Genomic DNA, 22,455 nt, shown 5'->3' with positions numbered 1-22,455 from the left:
ACGCGGGGCGTCCGGCGCGGCGTGCGATCAGACGGGCACGGGGGTCGCCTTCGCGTCGCGGGGGCCGCCGCACTTGCCGATCGGCACCCGGGCCGTCTCGGGCAGCAGCAGGATCGGCACCAGCGCGACCACCCCGGCGATCATCAGGTAGTAGGCCGGGATGTAGTTGGTCCCGGTCGCCTTGATCAGCCTCTCGATGACCAGCGCCGCGGTCCCGCCGAAGAGCGAGGTGGAGATGTTGTAGCCGATCGCGAAGGCGCCGTAGCGCACCTGCGTCGGGAACATCGCGGGGAACGTCGAGCCGATCACCGCGAGCATCAGCAGCAGCAGCGCCCCCATCATGGCGAAGCCGAGGATGACCGCCGCCGTATTCTCGGTCTGCATCAGGGCGATCGCCGGATAGCTCACCACGATGAACCCGACCGCCGCGGTCAGCAGCAGCGGCCTGCGCCCGACCCGGTCCGACAGCGAGCCCAGCGGGAGGATGAGCGCGATCATCACCAGCTCGACCCCGATGGTGATCAGCGAGGCGGTGGTGTCCCCGATGTCGAGGTTCTTGACCAGGTAGGACGGCATGAACGTCAGCAGCGTGTAGTTGGCGACGTTCAGCAGGACGACGATGCCGATGAGGTTGAGGATCATCCGCCAGTTGTGCACCAGCGTGTCGCGCAGCGGCGAGCGGGCCACCTCGCCGGCCTGCTCCATCTTCTGGAACTCGGGGGTGTCCTCCAGCTTGGACCGGATGTAGAGCCCGACCAGGCCGAGCGGCAGCGCGATCAGGAACGGCACCCGCCAGCCCCACGCGTGCATGGCCTCGGTGCTGAGCATCAGGTCGACGCCGAGCACCAGACCGGCGCCCAGCACGTAGCCCGACAGCGTGCCCAGCTCCAGGAAGCTGCCGAAGAACCCGCGTCTGCGGGTGGGCGCGTACTCGGCGATGACCGTCGCGGCGCCCCCGTACTCGCCGCCGGTGGAGAACCCCTGCACGAGCCGGACGGCCAGCAGCAGGATCGGCGCGGCGATCCCGATCGTGTCGTAGCCCGGCAGGAGCCCGATGAGCGCGGTCGAGCCCGACATCAGGATGATCGTCACGGCCAGGACCGTCTTGCGGCCGACCTTGTCGCCGAGCGGGCCGAAGAACATCCCGCCGAACGGCCGCGCCACGAAGGCCGCCGCGATCATGGCGAACGAGCGCAGCACCGCCGAGCCGCCGTCGTCGGGCGGGAAGAACACTGTCCCGACGATGGTGGTCATGACGCCCGCGCTGAACACCCCGAAGTCGAACCACTCGATGCAGTTGCCGATGGCCGAGGCCGCGACGGCCTTCCGCACCGTCGCCTTGTCCGGGCCGTCGTCGCCCCGGATGTCTTCCTCCGCCGTGGTGACCTCTTCAACACCCATACTTCGTCGTTGCCTCCGCCCTGGAAAGTCATTACAGACGGGGCAACATACCCAACAATCACCTAGCAGTAACCCAAAAGTGTCTCTAACAGGTAAACCATCCGGCGGTCTCGCGCGTCTGGGCTCTTTCGCGCGCCACCGCGCGCCGGGACCCCGCGCTGAGGGGGCGGGTCAGCTCCGACCTCCGCCCGTCAGCCGGGGATGCGGTGCTCGTCGATGACGGTGAGCCGGGTCGCCGTTTCGATGTGCCGGGCGTCCTTTGCGGCGGCGTGGGCGGGCGGGGGCGTCCCGTACCGCCAGGAGGTACGGGACGCCGGCCTCACGTCCGCCCGGGGATCAGCGGGCGCAGATGGCGGTGACGTTCAGCTGCCAGGGGTAGTCCGGCCGCTCGTTGCCCTCCATGCCCACCTTCGCGAGGGCACGGCCGCCGCCGTCAGCGGCCGTGACGTCCTCCAGGCGCGCCGTGTTCGGCCAGGTTTCGGACTCGGTGTCCGCGGCGGCCGAGTACGCCCGCGTCCCCTCGACGCAGCGGGCGGTGACCGACTTGGTGAGGGTCTTGGACATGTCGCTGGACCCGAAGTTGGCGCTCCAGTACTCCGTGGCCTCCGCGCAGACGGCGGTGGACGTCATCGATCCCGCGACGGGCGACTCGTTGCTCAGGCCGGCCCTGGTGTAGACGGTCCTGTTGCCCTCCTTGAGCCCCTCGCCCCTGATGAAGTAGTGGAAGTCCCAGGGGTTGCCGGTGGTGGTGACCTTGCTGCCGATGCCCATCACGACGCTTCCCGCCGGGCACACGGCGGTCGACGGGAGGCTGTTCGACGGGTCGCTCTCCTCCCCGGTGACGAGCTGCACGCCCGCCAGGCCCTGCACGCAGGTGGCGGTGGCGCGGATCGACCACGTCGCGCCCTCCGCGTCGGGAAGCGCCTGCCAGGTCGTCGCGTAGCCGTCGCCGGACGAGGTGTGGAACGGCCGGTTCTCGGTCCGGACCACCGATCCGGCGGGCTGGCCCGTCGCGGCGGCGCTCCCGCTGATGGCGCGGAATCCGCTCGGGCACTTCACCTCCAGATGCTTGGTCCCCTGCGTGCCGGCCTGGCCCTGCGCGGACACCCTGCGCAGGTCCGGCTTGACGGCGGACCCGGTCCCCGGCGCCGCCGCGGCGGCGGGCCGGACGACGATGTTGGCGGCCGGGCCGTCCGCGAGCGCCGCGGTGCCCCCGACCGCCGCGATGGCGGCAAGGCCGCCGGTCAGCGCGATCAGGCGGGTGCGAGTGAGTCTCACGTGTGCTGCTCCTGTCCCTCATGGGCTCGATACGTGGGTGGCGGGACCCGTTACGAAGAGGGATGCGCGAGCCGCGTCGTTGGTTTTCAAGCGACGGTGAGAAGACGTTCTGAACCGTTCACGACCTGCCCGGAAACAGGTCGAACGGGCCGGCTACTTCGATGTGGAGGAGCACCTGGACAACCGGCCGTTCGTGCACGGCGTCGAGTACGGCAACGGCGGCCCGATGCCGAAGAACGGCAAGCTGCCGCAGATGGAGCGGATCGTGCCCGTCCGTCGGGACGGGGTCACTCCTCCTCGGCGAGCTCCGGGTGCTCGGTGAGCTCCGGGTGCTCGGTGAGAATCCGGTTGTGCAGGAACTCCAGCTCGTCCTCGCGCCTCAGGAGTTCGAGTAGTCGCAGTAGTGACAACTCTTCGTCGTGGATCTCGCAGAGCACGTCGATGCGGGCGCCTGCGGTGAGGAGGTCCCGGATGAGCGTTGCCGAGCCGCCGTCGCCGACTGCGACGAACAGTGGTGTGCGTTGTTCTTCGTCTCTGGCGTTGATGTCGAGTCCAGCCGCGAGGAGGCGGGGCAGTAGTTCCTCGTGGTCGAGGAGGTGCAGCATGTGGAGGAGGGTGCGTTGGCGTCCGTTTCGTGCGTGCGGGTCGACGCCCGCGTCGAGGAGTTGGAGTACTCCGGGGGTGTCGCCGTGCAGGGCGCGGGTGAACAGTTCGCGCCGTTGGTCGTTCAGCGCTCGTGGCAGGCGCCCTTTGCCGGACGTCCACGCCTCCAGGACGGCGAAGCATCCGGCGTGATCGCCGCCGAACGCGCGTAGTGCCTGCTCACGCTGCTTCTCGTCCTGGCTGTGGGGAATCTCGAGGATGCCGTCGCGGGATGCCACTTCGTGCCATTCGCCGTGGCAGCGGACTCGGACGGGGGAGGGGAGTGCGGGTCCGGGTGGTCCGCCCGGCCCGCCGGCGGACGGGTGGTCGGGGAACAGCGCGTCCCGGACGAGTGGGTGCAGGTGCTCGGCGGACGTGTCGCCGCCCCGCATCAGGTCGAGATCCGGTAGCCGCCGCCAGCACGCCTCCGGCAGGACCATGATGCCGTAGCCGGTCCCGTCGTCGACCAGCCGGACCCGCAGGCCGGCTGATTCTCCGAGTTCGAGCAGGATCGCGGAGTGCTGGGTGTGCGGGATTCGGAACCGCCCATGGCTGGCGGTGCCTGCCCCGGCTTCGGCGAGACGCCGCATCTCCGGTTCGAGCCGGGTCAGCGCCAGCGGCATCCGCACCAAGATCTCGAGCGGATCGAGCTCATCGACCCTGGCCCATTTCAGTTTGAGCGGCGTGGTGTCGAGTTCGATGCCCGCCGCGGCGAAGGCGGCCTCGACCTCACCCCGCTCGTGCAGCTCGGTGATCCGCTCGGTGCGCTCGGGCGCGGTCAGAGGTTGGTCGCCCAGGTTGCGTGGGGTGCCGTCCGGGTTGAAGAACGGCGCGCGCTTGTGGTCGCCGCCGGACCGTTCGCTCAGCTCGGATGCGTGTCGCACGTCCCAGAGATAACGGGAAGTCGTCCAGTCCTGCACAATGCCGCGCCAGAACGCGCAGTAGCGCCAGTCGGTCTCGAGCCAGACGTAGTGCCTCGGGACGGTGCCGAAGTGCAGCGTCAGCCGCTGCGGGCCGTGCACGCTCCAGGGCGGTGTTCTGAGATATAGCTGTGGGAGGCCGTTTTCGCCCGGCTTGCGCAGGACGATGGTCTGGGTGGGTGTGATCGTTGTGCGTCCCCGCTCCACTCGGGGCAGGTGCCAGCGCAGCAGGTCCGGCGCGAGGTGGCGGAGGTCGTCCTCCAGTTCGGCGGCGACGTCCTGGCCGTGCTGTGCCGCCACGTCGGCCAGGTCGAAGTTCACGTTGACCCGGGCGGCGGCGCAGGCGCCCTGCCAGTCACCGGCCAGGCGGCGTTCGGTGGCCTGCTCGATCATCCACCGCGGCACCGCGTACCGCCGGATGCGCCGCAACCGCGACATCTCGTCCGGTGGACGGGACTTGGACACCGGAGTCGGCACCGCACTCCTCGAAGACTGCCGGGGGAAGAGAAGGCGGCAAGGCCGGCCGGATTCGAACCGGCGTCCTCCAACCCGCTGTAAGGCGCGACGACCTCTGCGCTACAGCCTTGCCTGCACCCAGTCTAACGATCACCAACGACGCTCTGCGCCCGAAACGATGATCTTGCCGGCCCGGGGGACTCCCGGGACGGGGTCATTCCTCTTCGGCGAGTTCCGGGTGCTCGGTGAGGATCCGTTCGTTCAGGAACTCCAGCTCGTCCTCACGCATCTGGATTTCGAGTAGTCGCAGTAGCGACAACTCCTCGCCGTGGATCTCGCAGAGCACGTCGATGCGGGCGCCTGCGGTCATCAGGTCTTGGACGAGTTCCGCCGAGCCGCCGTCGCCGACCGCCACGAACAGTGGTGTGCGTTCCTCCTCGTCCCTGGCGTTGATGTCGAGTCCGGCGGCCAAGAGGAGGGGCAGTAGCTCCTCGTGGTCGAGAAGGTGCAGCATGTGAAGGAGGGTGCGTTGCCGTCCGTTGCGGGCGTGTGGATCAACGCCCGCGTCGAGGAGTTGGAGTACTCCGGGAGTGTCGCCGTGCAGGGCGCGGCTGAACAGCTCCCGCCGCTGGTCGTTGAGGGCTCGCGGCAGGCGGCCCCTACCGGACGTCCATGCTTCCTGGACGGCGAAGCATCCGGCGTGATCGCCGCCGAACGCGCGCAGTGCCTGCTCACGCTGCTTCTCGTCCTGGCTGTGCGGAATCTCGAGGATGCCGTCGCGGGATGCCACTTCGTGCCATTCACGGCCGCAGCGGACGCGGACGGGGGAGGGGAGCTCGGGTCCCGGCGGGCCGCCCGGCCCGCCGGCGGACGGGTGGTCGGGGAACAGTGCGTCCCGGACGAGTGGGTGCAGGTGCTCGGCGGGTGTGTCGCCGCCCCGCATCAGGTCGAGATCCGGCAGCCGCCGCCAGTGCGCCTCGGGAAGCAGCATGGTGGAGTCGTCCGGTTCGTCACCCTCGTAGTCGATCAGCTCGACCCGCAGGCCGCTTGATTCTCCCGGTTCGAGCAGGATCGTGGAGTGCTGGGTGTGCGGAATCCAGAAGCGTTTGACGTTCGCGGTGCCGGCCCGGGCTTCGGCGAGGCGCCGCATCTCCGGTTCGAGCCGGGTCAGCGCCAGCGGCATCCGCCCGAAGACGTCGAGCGGATCGAGCTTGGGGACGCTGGCCCACGAAGCCAGTTCGAGTGGTGCGGTGTCGAGTTCGATGCCCGCCGCGGCGAAGGCCGCCTCGACCTCGCCCCGCTCGTGGAGCTCGGTGATCCGCTCGGTGCGCTCGGGCGTGGTCAGGGGACGGTCGTCCGGGGTGTGCGGGGGGCGTGCTGTTCCGTCCGGGTTGAAGAACGGCGTGCGCTCGGCGTCGCCGCCCGACCGTTCGCGCAGCTCGGATGTATGCCGGACGTCCCACAGGTGCCGGGACGTGGTCCAGTCCTGCACGACGTCACGCCAGAACGCGCAGTAGCGCCAATCGGTCTCAAGCCACATGTCAGACGCCTGGACGCTGCCGAAGTGCAGCGTCAGCCGCTGCGGTCCGTGCACGCTCCAGGGCGGCGTGGTGAGATACAGCTGCGGCAGGCCGTTCTCGCCCGGCTTGCGCAGGACGATGGTCTGGGTGGGGGTGATCGTTGTGCGGCCCCGCTCTACTCGGGGTAGGTGCCAGCGCAGCAGGTCCGGCGCGAGGTGGTGAAGGTCGTCCTCTAGTTCGGCGGCGATGTCCTGGCCGTGCTGTGCCGCCACGTCGGCCAGGTCGAAGTCCACGTTGACCCGGGCGGCGGCGCAGGCGCCCTGCCAGTCACCGGCCAGGCGGCGTTCGGTGGCCTGCTCGATCATCCACCGCGGCACGGCGTATCGCCGGATGCGCCGCAACCGCGACATCTCGTCCGGTGGACGGGACTTGGACACCGGAGTCGGCACCGCACTCCTCGAAGACTGCCGGGGGAAGAGAAGGCGGCAAGGCCGGCCGGATTCGAACCGGCGTCCTCCAACCCGCTGTAAGGCGCGACGACCTCTGCGCTACAGCCTTGCCTGCACCCAGTCTAGCGATCACCGACGACGGCCCGCGCCCGAAATGGTGATCTTGTCGTCCCGGGGAACTTCCGGGACGGGGTCACTCCTCCTCGGCGAGTTCCGGGTGCTCGGTGAGAATCCGGTTGTGCAGGAACGCCAGCTCCTCCTCGCGATAGTGGATTTTGAGTAGTCGCAGTAGTGACAACTCCTCTTTGTGGATCTCGCAGAGCACGTCGATGCGGGCGCCTGCGGTGAGGAGGTCTTGGATGAGCGTCGCCGAGCCGCCGTCGCCGACTGCGACGAACAGTGGTGTGCGTTGTTCTTCGTCTCTGGCGTTGATGTCGAGTCCGGCGGCGAGGAGGCGGGGCAGCAGCTCCTTGTGGTCGAGGAGGTGCAGCATGTGGAGGAGGGTGCGTTGTCGCCTGTTGCGTGCGTGCGGTTCGACGCCTGCATCGAGGAGTTGGAGTACTCCGGGGGTGTCGCCGTGCAGGGCGCGGGTGAACAGTTCGCGTCGTTGGTCGTTCAGCGCTCGTGGCAGGCGCCCCTTGCCGGTTCTCCATGCTTCATGGACGGCGAAGCATCCGGCGTTGGCGCCGCCGAACGCGCGTAGTGCCTGCTCACGCTGCTTCTCGTCCTGGCTGTGGGGAATCTCGAGGATGCCGTCGCGGGAGGTCACTTCGTGCCATTCGCCGTGGCAGCGGACGCGGACGGGGGAGGGGAGTTCGGGCCCCGGCGGGCCGCCCGGCCCGCCGGCGGACGGGTGGTCGGGGAACAGTGCGTCCCGGACGAGTGGGTGCAGGTGCTCGGCGGGTGTGTCGCCGCCCCGCATCAGGTCGAGATCCGGCAGCCGCCGCCAGCACGCCTCCGGCAGGACCGCGATGCCGAAGCTGGGCGTGATACCGGTCAGCCGGACCCGCGGGCCGCTCGGCCCCCCTGGTTCGAGCAGGATCGCGGAGTACTGGTTGTGCGGGATCTGGAAGCGTTTGATGTCGTCCACGGTGCCGGCCTCGGCTTCGGCTTGACGCCGCATCTCCGGTTCGAGCCGGGTCAGCGCCAGCGGCATCCGCACCAAGGCGTCGAGCGGATCGAGCTCATCGACCCTGGCCCATTTCAGCTTGAGCGGCGTGGTGTCGAGCTCGATGCCCGCCGCGCTGAAAGCCGCCTCGACCTCGCCCCGCTCGTGCAGCTCGATGATCCGCTCGGTGCGCTCGGGCGCGGTCCAGGGACGGTCGTCCAGAGGTCGGGGGGTGCGTGAGGCGCGTGGCGTGCCGTCCGGGTCGAAGAAGGGCGCGCGCTCGTGGTCGCCGCCGGACCGGTCGCGCAGTTCGGATGCGTGTCGCACGTCCCAGAGGTATCGGGAGGTCGTCCAGTCATGCATAAGGCCGCGCCAGAACGCGCAGTAGCGCCAGTCGGTCTCATAGCTGTAGCGGCCCGCCGGGGTGGCGGTGCCGAAGTGCAGCGTCAGCCGCTGCGGTCCGTGCACGCTCCAGGGCGGCGTCGTGACGTACAGCTGCGGGAAGCCGTCCTCGCCCGGCTTGCGCAGGACGAAGGTCTGGGTGGGCGTGATCGTCGTGCGCCCCGCCCCCACCCGGGGCAGGTGCCAGCGCAGCAGGTCCGGCGCGAGGTGGCGGAGATCGTCCTCCAGCTCGGCGGCGACCTCCTTGCCATGCAGGGCGGTGATGTCGGCGAGGTCGAAGTTCACCTTGACGCGGGCCGTCGCGCAGGCGCCCTGCCAGTCGCCGGCGAGGCGGCGTTCGGTGGCCTGCTCGATCATCCACCGCGGCACGGCGTATCGCCGGATGCGCTGCAACCGCGACATCTCGTGCGGCGGACGGGACTTGGACACCGCGCTCCTCGGGGCTTCGGGGAAGAAGAAGGTGGCAAGGCCGGCCGGATTCGAACCGGCGTCCTCCAACCCGCTGTAAGGCGCGACGACCTCTGCGCTACGACCTTGCCTGCACCAGGCTAGCGATCACCAACGACGGCCCGCGCCCGAAGCGATGATCTCGCCGGACCGGTCCCGGCGGTGCGGGCGGCGGCGCCGTTCCCGAGGGAACCGGCATATATCAGGGTGGCCCTTGAGGAAGACGATCCTTTCTTTCGGAGATCCTCGATTTCGAGGAATTCCGCGCGGCCACTCGTTTCGATGATGATGATGGGGATTCATTGAATTCGCGAGGTAATCATCGATCGTATAGGTGCTCAATGTCGAATTACCGGGTATATGTCTCGGTGGTGGTCATCGACCGTCACCCCGCCGTCGTCGCCGGCGTCAGCGCGTGGTGCGCGTCGGCCGACCCGCCGGTCCGGGTCGTCGCCGCCGGCTCGCACACCGGGGTCGCCTGGACCGGCCGGGGCGAGCGGGCCGACGTCGTGGTCCTGGACCCGTGCCTGGCCGTCCCCGCCCTCGCCGACGTGCGGCGCCTCGCCGAGAGCGGGCGCCGCGTCGTCGTCTACACCACGTGCACGGCCCCGGGGACCGCGCGGACCTGCCTGGACCTCGGGGCGTCCGCCGTCCTGGACAAGGCCGCGGGCTCCGACAGCCTGGTCGGGGCCATCCGCGCGGCGGCCAGGGCGCGTCCCCGGAAGCCGCTCGTGCCCCGTCCGCGCGCCGCGCCCTCACCTCCCGCGCAGCCCGCCGCCGATGGCCTCCAGAGGGCGGGGGGCACGGAGCGGCACCGCCGCCCGCGCCTGTCGCCCCGGGAGTCGGATGTGCTCGTCGAATGGCTCCGCTGCGAATCCAAGACGGTCGCCGCGGGCAGGCTGAATCTCACCCCGCGCTCGGTGAGCACCTATATCGACCGCGCCCGGATCAAGTACGCCGACGTCGGCCGCCCGGCGTCGACGAAAGCGTCCCTGATGGTGCGCGCCCTTCAGGACGGCCTGCTCCGGCTCGACGATCTCTGACCCGCGCGGCGCACCCATTACCGCTCAGATGTGGGGCGAATGACCGTCATCGGATTCATCGGCGCCCTTCTACGATGGCCGAGGGAATAGCGGGACGGGGAGGCGAATTCCGGCGCGTTCTCGTGAACGTCCGGCGCTGGAGATGAGGAGGGCAGCACCGTGTCCCGACCGGCCGCCCCATGGTTCGTCGTCCTGCCGGACACCGGCGACGCGCTGCCGGTGGTGCGGGCCCTGCGCGCCGCGCACCCGCGGGCCGAGGAGATCCGGCACCCCTCCGGCCGGCCCTGGCTGCTCGGCGACTGGCGGGGCCGCCGTCCCCTGGTGGGGCGCGGGGCCGACTCCGCGATTGCGCTCATGGGCACCTTCTCGATGACCGCCGAGGCGCTGTCGGCGCACGCGGCGCGCCTCAGCACCGTGCACGGCCTGGGCGAGGTCCAGGAGCGGCTGGACGGCAGCGCGCACGTGGTGGCGACGGCCGGCGGCAAGGTCCGCGTCCAGGGCACCGCGTCGGGGCTGCGGCGCGTCTACCGGTGCGCGGTGAACGGCGTGCCGGTGGCCGGGGACCGGGCGGCCGTGCTGGCCGCGCTCGCGGGCGCGGCCGTCGACCCGGCGCGCGTCGCGGTCCGGCTGCTGTTCCCCGGCCCGCCGTGGCCGCTCGTCTGGGACTCGGTGTGGACGGGCGTCCAGCCCGTCCTGCCCGGCCACTACCTGCTGCTGTCCGGACGGGACGCGCCGCGCGAGGCCCGGTGGTGGAGCCCGCCCGTGCCAGACCTGCCGGTCACCGAGGCCGCCGGGCGGCTGAGGACGGCGCTCGGCGGCGCGGTGGCCGCGCGGGTCACGCCGGGCCGCACCGTCGTCGCCGACCTGAGCGGGTTCGACTCCAGCGCCGTCTGCTCGCTCGCGGCGCGAGCCGGGGCCGACGTCGTCGCGCTGACCGCGGCCCAGCCCGTCCCGGTCGACGACGATGTGCCGTGGGCCGAGGAGACGATCGCCGGGCTGCGCCGCGCCGGTCACCGGATCGGGCACGAGATCGTACCCGCCGGCGACAGCCCGCTGGTGTACGACGGCATCCTCTCGGCCCGCGGCGGCTTCGACGAGCCGTTCGCCTTCGTGCACCACCAGCGGCGCTTCGCCTACCTGCTCGGGCGGGGTGCCGAGCACCTCCCGCAGGCCCACCTCACCGGCCTCGGCGGCGACGAGATGTGCGTGCCCGCCCCGCCCTGGCAGCGCACGCTGCTCCGGCGCCGTCCCGTGGAGGGGTTCCGGCACCTGAGGGCCGCCGCCAGGGACGGGTGGTCGCCAGCACGGGTCGGCCTGCGGCTGCTGGGCGAGCGGTCGTACTCGGCGTGGCTGCGGGCCACGGCCGCCGGGCTGGACGCCGCCGCCGACCCGTCCGCCGTCACCGGCTGGGGGAGCCGCGCGGTGCTGCCGGCCTGGGTGGCGCCCGACGCGGTGGCCGCGGTGCGCGACCTGCTCCTCGCCGCCGCGGGCGAGCCCCGGCTGCTCGCCGACGACCCCGGGCTGCACCTTTTGCTCGCGGGCGCGTGCGCGGGCGCGCAGGCCAAACGCGGCTTCGAGCAGCTCGCCGACCGGCAGGGCGTCCGGCTCGGCATGCCGTTCTTCGACGACCGGGTGCTGGCCGCTGCGCTGGCCGTCCGCCCGGCCGTCCGCAACGACCCCGTCCGCCACAAGCCGGTGCTGGTCGAGGCGATGCGCGGCGTCGTCCCCGCGGCCGTGCTCGGCCGGGTGACCCGGTCGTCCGGCACCGCCGCCGCCGTGCTGGGCGGCCGGAGGCACCGCGGCCAGCTCGCCGGGCTGGCCGACGGCTCCCGGCTGGCCGAGCTCGGCCTGGTCGACCGGTCCGCCCTGCGCGCGGCCGTGCACGGGCCGGTCGATGTCCGGACGCCGCGCCGCCGGATCGAGCCCACCATCGGATCCGAGATATGGCTCCGCGAGCAGAGTGAGGAACCGCGTGCGCGCACCGACCCCTGACGTCCCAGCGACCCCGGCCGGCCGCGGCGCGACCGGTCCGGCCCGCCCATGACCGTCCCGCCCGCCACCCCCAGCGAGGAGGACCCCGTGCCGCGGAAGGAGGTGCCGCCGCCCCCGCGCGAGGTGCCCGTGCCTCGGGCGGACGTCCATACCGGCCGGCCGGTCGCGTACCCGATGGCGAGGACGCGCCCGGACCGGCCGCCCGACGGGTTCGCCCGGCTCGGCCGCATCGGGCCCGTCGCGCGGGTCATGCTGCCGGACGGCACCGCGGTGTGGGCGGTGACCGGCCACGCCGAGATCCGCTCGCTGCTCGCCGACTCGCGCGTCTCGTCGGACCCCGCCAAGCCGGGCTTCCCCCGCCTCCGCCCGGTCCCGGACGGGCGGCCCGCCCGCCGGGAGCCCGAGCCCGGGGCCGAGCGGCCGGTGCGCACGTTCGTCGAGATGGACGAGCCCGTGCACGCCGTCCACCGGCGGATCGCGATCCCCGCGTTCAGCGTCCGCAGGATCCGCGCGCTGCGCCCGCTGATCGAGAAGGACGCCGACCACCTCCTCGACCGGCTGCTCGAGACGGGCCCGCCCGCCGACCTGGTGCCCGGCTTCGCCGTCCCGCTGCCCTCGATGGCGCTCGGCCACCTGTTCGGGCTGCCGTGGGCCGACCACGCCTACTTCCGCGAGCGCGCCGACGCCGCCGTCCTCGACAAGGGGCAGGCGGGCCCGGCGCTGACCGAGCTGCGTGGCTACTTCGACCGGCTGCTCGCGACCCGTCCCGGCGGCGGGCTGCTCGGCCACCTGGTCATGGGCGACGGCCGCGGCCGGGTGACGCGGGCCGAGCTGGCCGCGATGTGCGTGATGATCGTGGTCGCCGGGCACGAGACGACCGCGAACACGATCGCGCTGTCGGTCCCGGCCCTGCTCGGGCACCCCGACCAGCTCGCGCTGATGCGGTCCGGGCCGGGCGCGGCGCCCGCGGTGGTCGAGGAGCTGCTGCGGTTCCTGACCGTCCCCGAGACGATCCTGCGGTCCGCCCTCGCCGACATCGTGATCGGCGGACGGGTCATCCGGGCGGGTGACGGCGTGCTGCTGCTGCCCGCCGCGGCCAACCGCGACCGCGCCGCGTTCCCCGACCCCGACGTGCTGAACGCGGGCCGCGCGGCCCGGCACCACCTCGCGTTCGGCCACGGCGTCCACCAGTGCCTCGGGCAGAACCTCGCGCGGCTGGAACTGGAGGTCGCCCTCTCCGCGCTGTTCCGCCGGATCCCCGGTCTGCGCCTGACGGCCCCGGCCGCGCGGCTCCCGCTCAAGGGGCCCGGCGGGTTGCAGGGCGTCGCCGCGCTCCCGGTGAGCTGGTAGCGGCGGCGCCCGCGGCCGGACGAGCGGGATGCGGCGCGCGGGGTGCGGTGCGGCGTGTGGTGTGCGGCGTGTGGGGTGCGGCGTGACGCCCGGTCCGACTCGGGCCGGGCGTCACGCCGCGCCGGCTCGGGCCGGCCGGGCCGGGTCAGCGGCGCTCGGCGACCAGGAGCATGAACATGGCGGTCGGGAAGCCCTCGCGCCACCAGGGGTCGTTCTCCACCTGCTCGGCGGTGGGGTGCGGCTCGCGCAGGTCGGCGATGACGAACCCGGCGTCTCGGAGCGTTCCAGAGTAGAACTCCAGTGGCCGCAGCCAGGAGGTGATCATCGATGGGGACTCCAGCCCGTCGACCTGGAAGCGCTGGTCGACGCCGCGCGCGGCGAAGTACTGCGCGGCCGGCACGCTGCCCGTCGCGCCGTGCTCGGTGTCCTCGATGTAGAAGCACGGGTGCAGGGTGAGGATGACCAGCCGGCCGCCGCTCCGCAGCACCCGGCCGAACTCGTGGATCGCACCCGAGGGGTCGTGCAGGTGGCTGAACAGGTGGTTGCAGACCACCAGGTCGAAGTCCTGGTCGGCGACCGGCATCGCGTCGACGCTCGCGCGGGCGAACGAGACCGAGCCGGCCGGGCCGCCGGGGGGCTCCTCGTCCGCGGGCCCGTCCTGGGCCGCGTCGATCAGGCCCTGCGAGGCGTCGATGCCAACGACGTCGGCGCCCTGCGCCGCGAGCGCCCGGGCCAGGTAGCCCTCGCCGCACCCCGCGTCCAGGATCCGCAGGCCCTTGCACGGGCCGATCGCGTCGAGGACGGCCTGGTCGGTCAGCTCGGTGCGGTACCGGTCGCGCCGCTCCCGGATGACCTTGACCCAGTACTCCGCATTGGCCTCCCAGCGCTCGCGCGTGAGCTTCGCGACCGCTCGGCTAGCGTCGTCCACCGGCCCCCCTCTTGTTCACGGCACGGCTCACACCATGCCTTTGAGTTTTGTCACCAGCTGGTCGCAGGTTTCTCGGACTCTTCGGTCGAGACATTCGGCCCCGCGCCGTTCGAGCGTCGTTATCAGCTCGGTGATCCGCGACCCGAACGTGGGATCGCGTTGCAGTGCGAGGGGAATGTACGTCGAGGTCAGATAGTACAGGTAGGCGTCATTGTAACTGGTGATCTCGCGGATCACTTCGCGCGCGGTGTTGTTCAGCGGGAGCGAGTTCGGGAGCGCGAAGTCGGAACTGATCCGGCCGTCCCTGGCATAGGTCGGGAACGACCATTCCTCCAGCGCCGCGTACACCGGGGTGGTCTCCAGTTCCCGGCGGTAGCGCTCGGCCAGTTCCAGGTCGTTGGAGCTGATCAGCGATCCCATCACCACGCCCCGCATCATGAACGCGGTCTGCCGGCCGGGGACCTGGAAGGCCAGGTCGGTGTCCAGCGCGTCGGTCACCTTGCTCACCTGGTGGGTGATGATGTTGAGTGCCAGGATGGAATGGAACGAGTAGGTCTTGCGGTTCAGCCGGGGCGCCAGCTCGATCGAGGAGTCGAAGAGCTTCCGCGGATCGGCCAGCAGCCCCTCGCCCGGCTCGGTGGAATAGAGCGCCTCCAGCGCGCGGTCCTGCTCGCGTCCCCAGAAACGCGCGAGATAGGACGACACCTTCTGCGTCGCGTCGCCCCGCATGATGTGCAGCCCGGCTTCCAGCGCGTTCAGCAGATGCTGCTGGGGAATGGACGAATCGGCGAGCGTGCGCAGGTCGACGGCCAATCCCTCGGACTGGAGGTCGGCGACGAGGGTGTTCCGCCGTTTCAGCAGGGAGTGCGCCATCGCGTACTCGGCGATTCCCGGCACCGACGACATGAGGCTCTGCAAGGACCGGCCGCTGATGCGGTCCAACCACGCGGTGTTGTCCCACAGCCGGAACACGGTGCTCTCGTCCAGCCCAGAGAAGATCGCCACATCGGACATGTTGAGTCCGAGGTCCCTGGTGATTTCGGAGAGAGACTTCGGCTCGCTGTCCGCTGTCATGGCTCGCCTTAAGACCGGCACGTGTTGGCGTACCGATCATATCGGGACGGCCGGACGGAGCACGGCGAATTAGGGCAATCTGCCCATGTGGCGGCGCCGGGGCGTCCGCGACCTGGTGGTTCGGGAGGGTGCGGACGGCCTGCCGTCCCGCGCGCGTCATGTGGGGCCGCCGCCTCACGCGGGCTTGCGGCCGATGGAGCCGATCAGGGGGACCTCCGCGTTGATCCGCCGGCCGTGGCCGGGGAGCGGGAGCGCCGGGTCGGCGCCGACCGGTTCGAGGCCGGCGGAGAGGACGGCGATCTCCTCCCGGGTGCGCGGCGCGAACGGGACGTCGGCCTCCTGGTAGAGCTCGGCGACCGCGTCCAGCCCCGGCGTCCGCTCGGCGTGGGAGACCACCACGTGGCTGCCGGGCGGCAGCCCGGCCAGCAGCCGGGCGACGATGCCGCGCGGGTCCTCGGCGTCGGTGAGGGAGTGCAGCACGCTCAGCAGCAGCACCCCGACCGGCTCGGAGAAGTCGATCAGCGCGGTCACCTCGGGGTGCCGCACGATCCCGGCGGGGTCGCGGAGGTCGGCCGCGACGGCGTCGGTGTCGCCGTCGACGGCCAGCAGCGCCCGCGCGTGGCTGAGCACCATCGGGTCGTTGTCGACGTAGACGACCCGGCTGCCCGGGGCGGCCGTCCGGACGGTCTGGCCCACGTCGTCGCCGGCGGGCAGGCCGCAGCCGATGTCCAGGAACTGCCGGATCCCGGCCTGCCCGGCGAGGTGGCGGGTGGCCTGGCGCAGGAAGGCCCGGTTGACCCGGACGAGCCGGGACAGCACCGGCGCCGCCAGCAGCGCCCGGTCGGCGAGGTCGCGGTCGGGCGCGTAGTTGTCCTTGCCACCGAGCATGTAGTCGTACATCCGGGCGGCGCTGGGCGTCGCGGCGTCGACGGCGCCGCCGGGGTTCTCACGTCCCGCCGACGCGCGGCGGCCCGCGTGGGCCGGCACGGCCCGGCGGCTCCTGCTCAGCACCGATCCCGAGGTCACCGCACGCACCTTCCATTGCTGACGTCGGCCTCGAACCAGAACGTGATCGTTCCGTCGCCGTTGCGGCGGCTGCCGTGGCCGCTGGCGATCGCGGCGATCAGGTGCAGCCCCCGGCCGCTGACGGCGAGGGGGTCCTCGGGCATGGGCGGCACGGACCGGGCCGGCCCGGCGTCGATCACCTCGACCCGCACCCGGTCGCCGGCGCGCAGCACCGCGAGCGTGATCGTCCCGTCCCGGAGCGGCCGGGCGTGCAGGACCGAGTTGGTCACCGCCTCGCTGGTGAGGAGCTGGAGGTCGCCGAGCCCGGACGGGCCCGTGGCGAAGTGGTAGCCGACGAGTTCCCGGACGTAGGTGCGGGCCGGGCGGACGGCGGCCGGGGTGGAGGCGAGGTCGATCTCCCCCAGAAGGAGGTTCCCGTCCGCGTCGCCGTCCCAGTCGGCCGGGCTACAGAGTTCGAGGGAGGGTACGGCGGTCAGGACCGGAGGTCCGGGGCGCGCGTCCCGTACGTGGGTGGCGGTCTCACGTGGCCGTGGGGGGCTGTATCCGAACATGAGCGCTATGGCCTGCCGGGCTTGGGAGTTACGGCGGACAGGGGAGCCCGTCGATCTTCTGCTCGCACAACTCCCACTCTTACGCAGCCCGCGGGGTCGAGTCACTGTCGCTTGCATGCGTGCAATGGCCCTACGGCACGCTGCGGAAACACCCCTCCGGGGGCGTCGGGCTCACAGGTGGACGCGGTAGACCGTGGGCGGGCGGCCGGTGCCGCCGTGCTGCCGGCTGCCGAGCGGGGTGGCGCCCCCGGCCCGCTCGAGCCGCTTGAGGATGCGCCGCGCGGTCCGCTGCTGGACGGCGAGGTGGACGGCGACGTCGTGCGCGGTCAGCCCGTCCGGGCGCTCCCTGACCAGGTCGCGCAGCCGGGTGAGGGTCTGGGTGTTGAGCCCCGCGCGGCGGGCCAGCAGCGGGACGCTCTCGGCGCCGGGCTCGGCCGGCGGGCCCGCGGCGCCGCTCGGCTCGATCACGATGTCGACGTCGTCGGCCATCGCCACCACCCCGGCGGCGGCGCCGACCGACGCGGCGCGGTTGAGCGCGCGGCGGGCGAGCGACTCGGCCTCGGCGGCGGTGCGGCCGACCCCGAAGCCGATCCGTGCGGTGGGGTGCCGGGCCGCGAGCCGGTCGAGCAGGGGCAGCCGGGTGAACTGCGCGGTGGCCTGGTCGAGCAGGCCGCGGGTGGTGACCATCAGGTGCCGGTCGCCGGGCAGCGGGGTCAGGCTGGCGCCGAAGGAGACCACGTCGGCGGCCAGCCCCTCGTCGGCGCCGGGCAGCTCGATCAGGCCGAGCACGACCTGGGCGTCGCCGACCTCGCGGCCGATGGTGGTCAGCACCAGGGCCTGGAGGGTGGACCGGATCGAGAACCGGGACGGCGCGAGCCGGACGGTGTGCGTCTCGCGTTCCAGCACGTGGTACGCCGAGCCCAGGCAGGTGATCGCGACGCGGGCGCCGTGCCGGTCGCGGGCGGCGCGGTGGAACGCCACGATGTCGTCGGAGCCGAGGCCGGGCCGGTACGGCAGCACGTGCACGTGGTCGGTGGGGAGCTTGGCCTCGGTGAGGGTCTCCATCAGCTCGCTGCGCTGGAGCGTGTCGACCGAGATGCGGGTCACGTCGTGGCCGAGCCGCAGCAGCTCGACCAGCACCCGCAGCAGGGTGGCGCCGTCGTAGGACAGGTACATCGCCGGGCGGTCGACGACGCCCGCGCCGGTCGCGGTGGTGTAGGGGACGATGCCGGTGAACAGGAACGCGGTCACGTCGGCCTGGACCGACTCGACCAGCTCGACCGTCTCGCTCTCGTGCCGGTACGGCAGGGCGGTCAGCGTGGCGCCGCTCATCTCGGTGCCCACGGCGGTGACGCGCTGGACCAGGTCCTCCGGGCCGACGACCCCGATGGTGACCGGCATCAGCCCAGGTCTCCGGGGGCGGGACGGGTGAGACCGGTCATGCTGAGCTCCTTGGTTTTAGGTCCAGTCCTCAAAGGGAGGGTAGCGCACCGCTAGCCGTGCGGTTTTCGCGGTGGCCGTCGCCCCTTGACCGGCTGACGCCGGTGTCCTAAGTTCCGGCCAGGGCCGTAATTGGCCATCACCAACCGGGAGGTTGACATGACCGGAGCCTCGGCCGGCGGGCGGTTCCCCGGCGTCCTCGAACCGCGCGGCCGGACGATCGGCGCGGAGGAGCGCGCCGCCGTCCTGCGGGTGCTCGACTCGGCCGTGCTGTGCAGCACCTTCGGCACCGAGACCCGCGCCCTCGAAGCGGACATGGCCGACCTGTACGGCCGGTCCGCGGTCGCCTGTAGCTCGGGCACCGCCGCGCTGCACCTGGCCGTCGCCGCCGTGCGGCTCGACCCGGGCGACGAGGTCATCACCACCCCGATCTCCGACTTCGGCTCCATCGCCCCGATCATCGCGCAGAACGGGGTCCCCGTCTTCGCGGACGTGGATCCGGCCACCGGAAATCTCGACCCGGCCGCGGTCGAGGCCGCGATCACCCCGCGCACCCGCGCGATCCTCGCGGTGCACCTGTTCGGCGCCCCCGCGGACGCCGCCGCGCTGCGCGCGCTCGCCGACCGGCACGGCCTGCTCCTGATCGAGGACTGCGCGCAGGCGTGGCTCGGCGCCACCCCGGACGGCGAGCCGCTCGGCACGCTCGGCCACATCGCCTGCTTCAGCCTCCAGCAGTACAAGCACATCACCTCCGGGGACGGCGGGCTGGCGATCACCGCCGACGCGGAGCTGGCCGCCCGGATGCGGCTGTTCGCCGACAAGGGCTGGGACCGCGAGCACGGCCGGGTCCACCTGTCGCTCGGGCTGAACTACCGGATGACCGAGCTGGCCGCCGCCGTGGCGCGGGTCCAGCTCGGCCGGGTCGCCGGGGTCGTCGGACGGCGGCGGGACCTGGCGGCGCGGCTCCTGGCCGCGCTGGCGGACCTGCCCGGCCTCGGCCTGCCCGACCCGGCGGGCCACGCCTGGTGGCTGTTCCCGTTCACCGTCCCGGACGAGCCGGGCAACCTCGCGTGGGTGCGGGAGCTCGCCGCCGAGGGCGTCCCCGCCATCGCCGGGTACCTGGACCGTCCGCTGTACGCCAACCCGGTGATGGCGGACGGGCCCGTCTACGGAACCTCGCGGTTCCCTCTGGAGGGCCGCGAGTACCCCGCCGGGCTGTGCCCGAACGCCGAACGGCTGATCGGCCGGACGCTGGTCGTGCTGAACTGGAACGAGGGCTACACCGCCGACGACGTCGACGTGATCGCGCAGGCGGTGCGCGCGGTGCACGCCCGTGGGTGGGGCGGCGCGGCATGAGGGTGGCGTTCGCGGGCCTCGCCACCGACTACCACCCGGCCATGGACGCGCGCCTCCTGCGCGAGCGCGGCGTCCACGACCTGGTGGTGTGGGCCGAGGACGCCGCCCGGTTCGCCGCCGAGTCCGGGGCCCGTCCGGCCGGGACCCTGGACGCGCTCATCGCGGCCCGCCCGGACGCGGCCATCGTCACCTGCCGCCCGGCTAGCGTGCCGGACGTGGTCCGGCGGCTCGCCGCAGCGGGGATCCCGGCGTTCATCACCAAGCCCGCCGTCGGCACCGCGGCGGACCTGGCCCGCCTGGACGAGGTCGTCACGGCCGCGCGGGCCCCGGTGTCGACGGCCTCGGTGCTGCGCTTCGCGCCGGAGACCGCCCGGCTCCGCGCGCGGCTCGGGGACGCGCCCGTGCTCGGCGTCCGGGTGACGGTCCGGCACGCGATCGACGCCTACCTGGCGCCGGAGCGCCGCTGGCTGGACGATCCGGCGCGCGGCGGCGGCACCCTGGCCACCATGGGCCTGCATGGTGTCGAGCTCGCCTCCGCGCTGCTCGGGACGGGCCTGACGGCGCGCTGGGCGGCGCGGGCGTCGCGCGTGCACGCCGGTTCCCTCTCCGAGGACACCGGCGTCATCGGGCTCGGCTGGCCGGACGGCCGCCACGGCGTGGTGGAGGTCCTCGGCGCCACCGAGCGGGAGTGGTACGAGGCGGCCGTGCACACCTCCGAGGGCACCCATGCCGTGCGGCTCGACGGCGCGGCCCCCGGCCCGGACCCGTTCGGCTACGCCGGGACGGTCGAGGCGTTCCTCGCCGGGGTCGCCGCCGGACGTCCCGCCGTGCCGTGGGCGACGACCCGCGAGGTGCTCGCCGCGCTCGTCACGGCGCGCTCCCTCGCCGGCGGGTGATCAGCCCGGGGCCTCGGCGTCCAGCTCCTCCAGGCAGGCGATGACGCGGTCGCGCTCCGGCGCGGGCGGCGGGGGACCGTACGGGTCGTGCGCGGCGCCCTCCGGCAGCAGGCCGTCATGGACGGCGGCCCAGTGCATCCGCTGGACGTAGCCCTCGATCGGCGCGTAGAAGGTCGCGGCGGCGAACCGGTCGAGCCGTTCGGAGGCGCGCACGAACGCGGCGTGGTCGCCGCCGGTCCAGGCCCGCAGGACCCGCGCGCTGAGCTCGGGCCGCGCCGCGGCGATGCCGACCAGCGCCGTGTCGGCCCCCCACATCAGGGACGGCCCGAACATCCGGTCCTCGCCGGTGATGCCGAGCCGGCCGGTGCCCCGTCCCGCCCACAGCGCGTCCTGGCAGCCGATCGCCCGGTCCAGCGTCGCGGTCTTGATGCCGAGCATCGAGGGCAGGGCGAGCAGCTCGCGGACGAGGTCCGGCGGGTAGGGGAACCCGCCCGCCTCCCCGTGCAGGTAGAACCCGACGAGCGGGAGCCCGGTCTCGGCGGCGACGCGCTCGTGCAGCCGCACCGTCCGGGCGGGCCCGTCGTCCAGGCCGCCGAACGCGGTCACCGGGTAGACCATCACCGCGTCCGCACCCAGCTCCGCCGCCCGCACCGCCATCGCCACCGTGGCGTCGGCGGCCTCCGCCAGGGACGGGCCGGTCAGCGAGCGCGGCGTGCCCGCCCCCGCCACGATCGGCAGCGGGGTCGCCTCCCGCCAGGCGCGCAGCACCCGCGCCCGGTCGGCGTCCGAGAGGTAGAGGCCGCGGCCGGTGTGCGCCCAGACCGCGACGCCGCCGATCGGCGCGGCGGCGATCCGCCGGGCGTACCCGGCGAGCGCGCCGTGGTCCACGGCGCCGTGCGGGTCCATCGGGGTGAGCACGGCGGGCAGCAGCGTGCCGCGGAGCCGTTCGACGAGGTGGTGCGCCGGTGGAGTGTCGTGCATCGGTGGAGCGCCTTGCATGGGTGGAGCGCCTTTCGTGCGGGGGTCCGGCTCAGACAGCATGGCCGAGCCCGGGGGCGTCCGGCACGGCGACCCACCCGTCGGCCCGCGCGAACGCGGCCGGGGCCAGCGGCTCGTCCCGGACCATGAGCGGCCCCACGAGGTCGGCGGGCACCGTCGCGCCGGGCAGCGCGGCGGCCAGGTGCAGCGCGGCGAGGGTCGCCACGCCGAGCTCCGGCATCGAGCCGATCTTGACCGCCAGCCCGGCCGCCTCCGCGACCGCCGCGACCCGCAGCGCCCGGTACAGCCCGCCCACCTTCAGGACCTTGATGTTCAGCACGTCGGCGGCGCCGCGCCGGACGATCTCCATGGCGTCCTGCGCCGACTGGACGCTCTCGTCGGCCATCACCCGGATCCCGACCCGCTCGCGCAGCCGCGCCATCCCGGCCAGGTCCCAGTGCGGCACCGGCTGCTCCAGCAGCGACAGCCCGGCGTCCGCCATCCGGATCAGCGCGGGCAGCGCGGTGGAGGCGTCATAGCCCTCGTTGGCGTCCAGGGCCAGCTCGGCGTCCGGCGGCAGCGCGGCCCGGACGGCGCGCACTGTCTCCAGGTCGCGGGCGGGGTCCTCGCCGCCCTTGACCTTGATGTGCCGGAAGCCGAGCCCGGCGTACCGGGCCGCCTCCTCGGCCATCTCGTCGAGCGTGCCGAGGCCCACCACCCAGGCGATCGGCACCCGGTCCCGGACCCGCCCGCCGAGCAGCACGTGCACGGGCCACCCCGCGACCCGTCCGGCCAGGTCGTACAGCGCGATGTCCAGGGCCGCCTTGGCGACCCGCTGGCCGCGCAGCGCCGCGTCCATCGCCAGGTGGGCGCCGGCGAGGTCGAGCGGGTCGCGGCCGATCAGCGCGGGCGCCAGGTGCCCCTCGACCGCGGCGGCGACCCCGGCGAGGGTCTCCCCGGTGTAGGCGGTCATCGGCGAGGTCTCGCCCACCCCGATCGCGCCGTCCGCGGTCTCCACCTCGGCGACCAGGCTGATCAGCTCGGTGCTGACGCCGCTGCTGATCTGGAAGGGGCGGCGGTAGGGCGCCCGGACGACGCGGGTGCCGATCCGGACGATCCGGTCGCGGCCGGGCGCCGGGCGCTCGCCGGGTGGGGGGACTGGGACGTTCACGGGGGAGCTCCTAGGGTGGGCCGGAAA

18 protein-coding genes and 3 tRNA genes are annotated in these 22,455 nt (G+C 73.0%); 5 read left to right on the top strand and 16 right to left on the bottom strand.

Annotation, left to right across the window (positions count from 1 at the left end; genetic code table 11):
- Window positions 1-27 precede the first annotated feature (27 nt).
- From QP090_RS24985 to QP090_RS24945, 9 genes are all read right to left on the bottom strand, one after another.
- Window positions 28-1,401, bottom strand: coding sequence for an MFS transporter (locus tag QP090_RS24985; protein ID WP_285941824.1), 1,374 nt, complete (start codon window positions 1,399-1,401; stop codon window positions 28-30).
- Between the two features lie 191 nt (window positions 1,402-1,592).
- Window positions 1,593-1,724, bottom strand: coding sequence for a hypothetical protein (locus tag QP090_RS24980; RefSeq protein ID WP_285941823.1), 132 nt, complete (start codon window positions 1,722-1,724; stop codon window positions 1,593-1,595).
- A 13-nt stretch (window positions 1,725-1,737) separates the two neighbouring features.
- Window positions 1,738-2,679, bottom strand: coding sequence for a hypothetical protein (locus QP090_RS24975; RefSeq protein ID WP_285941821.1), 942 nt, complete (start codon window positions 2,677-2,679; stop codon window positions 1,738-1,740).
- Window positions 2,680-2,966: 287 nt separating this feature from the next.
- A complete protein-coding gene (locus tag QP090_RS24970; RefSeq protein ID WP_285941819.1) occupies window positions 2,967-4,718 on the bottom strand; it encodes an ankyrin repeat domain-containing protein in 1,752 nt (583 codons plus the stop codon).
- 37 nt (window positions 4,719-4,755) lie between these two features.
- Window positions 4,756-4,827, bottom strand: a tRNA-OTHER gene (locus tag QP090_RS24965).
- 84 nt (window positions 4,828-4,911) lie between these two features.
- Window positions 4,912-6,666 carry an ankyrin repeat domain-containing protein gene (locus QP090_RS24960; protein ID WP_285941818.1) on the bottom strand — a complete coding sequence of 585 codons (1,755 nt, stop codon included), beginning with the start codon at window positions 6,664-6,666 and terminating at the stop codon, window positions 4,912-4,914.
- 37 nt (window positions 6,667-6,703) lie between these two features.
- A tRNA-OTHER gene (locus tag QP090_RS24955) sits at window positions 6,704-6,775 on the bottom strand.
- Window positions 6,776-6,859: 84 nt separating this feature from the next.
- Complete coding sequence (locus QP090_RS24950) at window positions 6,860-8,605, bottom strand: ankyrin repeat domain-containing protein (protein ID WP_285941816.1); 1,746 nt, start codon at window positions 8,603-8,605, stop codon at window positions 6,860-6,862.
- Window positions 8,606-8,637: 32 nt separating this feature from the next.
- A tRNA-OTHER gene (locus tag QP090_RS24945) sits at window positions 8,638-8,712 on the bottom strand.
- Between the two features lie 252 nt (window positions 8,713-8,964).
- Between QP090_RS24945 and QP090_RS24940 the strand changes: the two genes are divergently transcribed.
- The 3 genes from QP090_RS24940 to QP090_RS24930 all read left to right on the top strand — a co-directional run bounded on the left by QP090_RS24940 (window position 8,965) and on the right by QP090_RS24930 (window position 13,008).
- Window positions 8,965-9,666 carry a DNA-binding response regulator gene (locus QP090_RS24940; protein ID WP_285941815.1) on the top strand — a complete coding sequence of 234 codons (702 nt, stop codon included), beginning with the start codon at window positions 8,965-8,967 and terminating at the stop codon, window positions 9,664-9,666.
- 159 nt (window positions 9,667-9,825) lie between these two features.
- Window positions 9,826-11,658, top strand: coding sequence for an asparagine synthase-related protein (locus QP090_RS24935; protein WP_285941812.1), 1,833 nt, complete (start codon window positions 9,826-9,828; stop codon window positions 11,656-11,658).
- A gap of 87 nt (window positions 11,659-11,745) precedes the next feature.
- Window positions 11,746-13,008 (top strand): cytochrome P450, encoded by a 1,263-nt coding sequence (locus QP090_RS24930; RefSeq protein ID WP_285941810.1) that lies wholly within the window; start codon window positions 11,746-11,748, stop codon window positions 13,006-13,008.
- Window positions 13,009-13,153: 145 nt separating this feature from the next.
- Here the strand turns inward: QP090_RS24930 and QP090_RS24925 are convergent, their stop codons facing one another.
- The 5 genes from QP090_RS24925 to QP090_RS24905 form a co-directional block, all read right to left on the bottom strand.
- A complete protein-coding gene (locus QP090_RS24925; protein WP_285941808.1) occupies window positions 13,154-13,936 on the bottom strand; it encodes a class I SAM-dependent methyltransferase in 783 nt (260 codons plus the stop codon).
- A 27-nt stretch (window positions 13,937-13,963) separates the two neighbouring features.
- A complete protein-coding gene (locus QP090_RS24920; RefSeq protein ID WP_285941806.1) occupies window positions 13,964-14,941 on the bottom strand; it encodes a hypothetical protein in 978 nt (325 codons plus the stop codon).
- A 243-nt stretch (window positions 14,942-15,184) separates the two neighbouring features.
- Window positions 15,185-16,036: an SAM-dependent methyltransferase gene (locus QP090_RS24915; RefSeq protein WP_285941805.1), complete on the bottom strand. Its 852-nt coding sequence runs from the start codon at window positions 16,034-16,036 to the stop codon at window positions 15,185-15,187.
- Window positions 16,033-16,587 (bottom strand): ATP-binding protein, encoded by a 555-nt coding sequence (locus QP090_RS24910; protein WP_285941804.1) that lies wholly within the window; start codon window positions 16,585-16,587, stop codon window positions 16,033-16,035. The genes QP090_RS24915 and QP090_RS24910 overlap by 4 nt, the downstream gene beginning before the upstream one ends.
- Before the next feature lie 171 nt (window positions 16,588-16,758).
- Complete coding sequence (locus tag QP090_RS24905) at window positions 16,759-17,988, bottom strand: hypothetical protein (RefSeq protein WP_285941803.1); 1,230 nt, start codon at window positions 17,986-17,988, stop codon at window positions 16,759-16,761.
- Window positions 17,989-18,186: 198 nt separating this feature from the next.
- Here QP090_RS24905 and QP090_RS24900 point away from each other — a divergent pair, with 198 nt between their 5' ends.
- A complete protein-coding gene (locus tag QP090_RS24900; protein ID WP_285941801.1) occupies window positions 18,187-19,383 on the top strand; it encodes a DegT/DnrJ/EryC1/StrS family aminotransferase in 1,197 nt (398 codons plus the stop codon).
- Window positions 19,380-20,279, top strand: coding sequence for a Gfo/Idh/MocA family protein (locus QP090_RS24895; protein WP_285941800.1), 900 nt, complete (start codon window positions 19,380-19,382; stop codon window positions 20,277-20,279). The genes QP090_RS24900 and QP090_RS24895 overlap by 4 nt, the downstream gene beginning before the upstream one ends.
- Here the strand turns inward: QP090_RS24895 and QP090_RS24890 are convergent, their stop codons facing one another.
- Both QP090_RS24890 and QP090_RS24885 read right to left on the bottom strand, forming a co-directional pair.
- Window positions 20,280-21,260 (bottom strand): dihydrodipicolinate synthase family protein, encoded by a 981-nt coding sequence (locus QP090_RS24890; protein WP_285941799.1) that lies wholly within the window; start codon window positions 21,258-21,260, stop codon window positions 20,280-20,282.
- A gap of 49 nt (window positions 21,261-21,309) precedes the next feature.
- A complete protein-coding gene (locus QP090_RS24885) occupies window positions 21,310-22,428 on the bottom strand; it encodes a mandelate racemase/muconate lactonizing enzyme family protein (RefSeq protein WP_285941797.1) in 1,119 nt (372 codons plus the stop codon).
- Window positions 22,429-22,455: the final 27 nt, after the last annotated feature.

Source organism: Actinomadura xylanilytica (assembly GCF_030283145.1).
In the GTDB taxonomy this organism is placed as follows: Bacteria; Actinomycetota; Actinomycetes; order Streptosporangiales; family Streptosporangiaceae; genus Spirillospora; species Spirillospora xylanilytica.
Note: the sequence above shows the minus strand (reverse complement) of the source record. Positions and strands in the feature narration are given on the sequence as shown.

Coding starts and splice junctions, on each gene's coding strand:
- QP090_RS24985 (WP_285941824.1), bottom strand. CDS start 1,401: ATGGGTGTTGAAGAGGTCACCACGGCGGAGGAAGACATCCGGGGCGAC.
- QP090_RS24940 (WP_285941815.1), top strand. CDS start 8,965: ATGTCGAATTACCGGGTATATGTCTCGGTGGTGGTCATCGACCGTCAC.
- QP090_RS24910 (WP_285941804.1), bottom strand. CDS start 16,587: ATGTTCGGATACAGCCCCCCACGGCCACGTGAGACCGCCACCCACGTA.
- QP090_RS24905 (WP_285941803.1), bottom strand. CDS start 17,988: ATGCCGGTCACCATCGGGGTCGTCGGCCCGGAGGACCTGGTCCAGCGC.
- QP090_RS24900 (WP_285941801.1), top strand. CDS start 18,187: ATGACCGGAGCCTCGGCCGGCGGGCGGTTCCCCGGCGTCCTCGAACCG.
- QP090_RS24895 (WP_285941800.1), top strand. CDS start 19,380: ATGAGGGTGGCGTTCGCGGGCCTCGCCACCGACTACCACCCGGCCATG.
- QP090_RS24890 (WP_285941799.1), bottom strand. CDS start 21,260: ATGCACGACACTCCACCGGCGCACCACCTCGTCGAACGGCTCCGCGGC.